The following is a 1758-nucleotide window of genomic DNA, read 5'->3' on the forward strand; positions in this document are numbered from 1 at the left end:
GGGCATGGCACTGTCTGGGTGAATGGCGATAATGGCTATATTGCCATGCAGGTCAGTGGGTTAGAAGTGCTTCCTGGGGCCGGTCTCACGGATTCAGGTCATAGATACACGTAACAGTGATTATACGCCCTTCAACATAACACTATTTTCATCCGCTGCAATTCTGGCGGCCGCCGCTTTCAGGTCCGCTCTCTGACTCTGTGCCATCTCGACAAGCTGGCTGGTCGGAGGCAGGTCTTCGAGCGTCACATCAAGCTCGCCGGTCACCCCAACGGCATCGGAGGGGGACACCCCGAGCACTTCGGTAAGGTCAATTTTTGATTGCTCGAGCTTTTGTTCCGCCGAGGCTTTTTGATTCCGGGCCCTGGCAAGCCCAATGACTGCGGTATTGAGATCAATCCGGGTTTGTTTACCCTGTTTTACGGACATTTCAACCAGGTCTTTGGTGCGTTGCATAAGTTCAACGGCACGGGTTGCGGTTTCCAACTCTTTCTGAGCCAGCAGTATCCGGAAATAGGCGGCCCGCACCCGCGCCTTGGTGGCTACCTTCAGGTATTCAAGCTCCTGTTGCCGGGACGTGAGATTACTCCGGGCACGCGACTGCCCAAGGTCGCCGCGATTACCCATCCAGATCTCCTGAGTAACCCTCACCCCATATTCCAGGGACTCGTCGGCCTGATCCGGGGCCTGACGGGCCCCCAACTCAAACTCTGGATTGCTCGGCGCCCAGCGGCTGGCATGATCAAGCTGTCCCTGCTGTATCGAGACCGCGGCCCGCCTCAAAGCCAATACCGGGCTATTCTCGAAAGCCATCACCATGGCCTGGTTCAGGGAAACAGCCTGGCTGGCTTTGGCCTGCTGATATTCTTTCAGCGACACACTCTCTTTTGCCTGGGCCGACACCATAGGAGAGACGGCCAAGGCTCCCGGAACTATCATCGCGCACAACAACAATCGTTTGTTCATTCAGTATCATCCTGGCTGTTTGACTGAGGTCAGTGAGTCAGCATTTTTGCGTGGGAATCTGGAACGACCTTACAGACAAACCTTTAATACAGTTTGAAATTCAGGCACCGGATAAGAAATGAGCTTTGGCGGCAGGGGGGGCAGAGGTAAGGGCGAGGATGTCGAGTCACCGGGCGTCAAGGCAGGCGCACGATGGTGGGTTCTTGCATGATAAATAAAAACCGGCCCGTCATTTGGGCCGGCTTTTTATTCTGGATCTGAATTGCTTGTGATCACTTGGCCGATCAGAAACTCCTGCTCCAACCCAGCCAGAACTTCGGATCATCCGAGTTGACAGAGCCAAGCGCGTCGGTTGACTCAATGTCCGCGTACTCCACGTTAACACTGAAAGAACCGAAGTTTCCCGCATCCTTTGTAACGTTGGCGGCGACGTGTGAATAACTTGCCTCGCCGACAGAAGCCTTGCCGTCATCAGCGAAGTCGTAATAGCCAAGCGTCACACCGGCACTGTAGCTGTCCTCCAGAGGCACCCCAACAGAGGCGTAGTAATAGGCATCCCCCTGCACGAACACCCCATCACCACTGGTGTCGCTGTTGATCGTGTAGGCCAGGCCGATGGCCGCAATGCCATAACTGATCTCGCCGTACAGTTCGCCGAAGTCGATGGAGCCCGGCGCGTCAGGATACGCATAATAAATGTACCCAACGTCATAACCCAGTTCTTCCACAGAGCCGGAGAATCCGGCATAAAGATCAAGCTCATAGCTGGTGCCGTCACCAAAATCGACATTG

General features: G+C 54.9%; 2 protein-coding genes. Both read right to left on the minus strand.

The annotated features are described in order from the left end of the window. Window positions 1-120 precede the first annotated feature (120 nt). Entirely contained in the window at window positions 121-966 is an 846-nt protein-coding gene (locus BIS10_RS18615; protein ID WP_197746125.1) for a TolC family protein, read from the minus strand. Window positions 967-1250: 284 nt separating this feature from the next. Then, the coding region (locus BIS10_RS18620; protein ID WP_253507732.1) for a TorF family putative porin at window positions 1251-1758 on the minus strand (508 nt) is incomplete at its 5' end.

Source organism: Halomonas sp. 707B3 (assembly GCF_024158645.1).
Lineage (GTDB): Bacteria > Pseudomonadota > Gammaproteobacteria > Pseudomonadales > Halomonadaceae > Vreelandella > Vreelandella lionensis.

Coding starts and splice junctions, on each gene's coding strand:
- BIS10_RS18615 (WP_197746125.1), bottom strand. CDS start 966: ATGAACAAACGATTGTTGTTGTGCGCGATGATAGTTCCGGGAGCCTTG.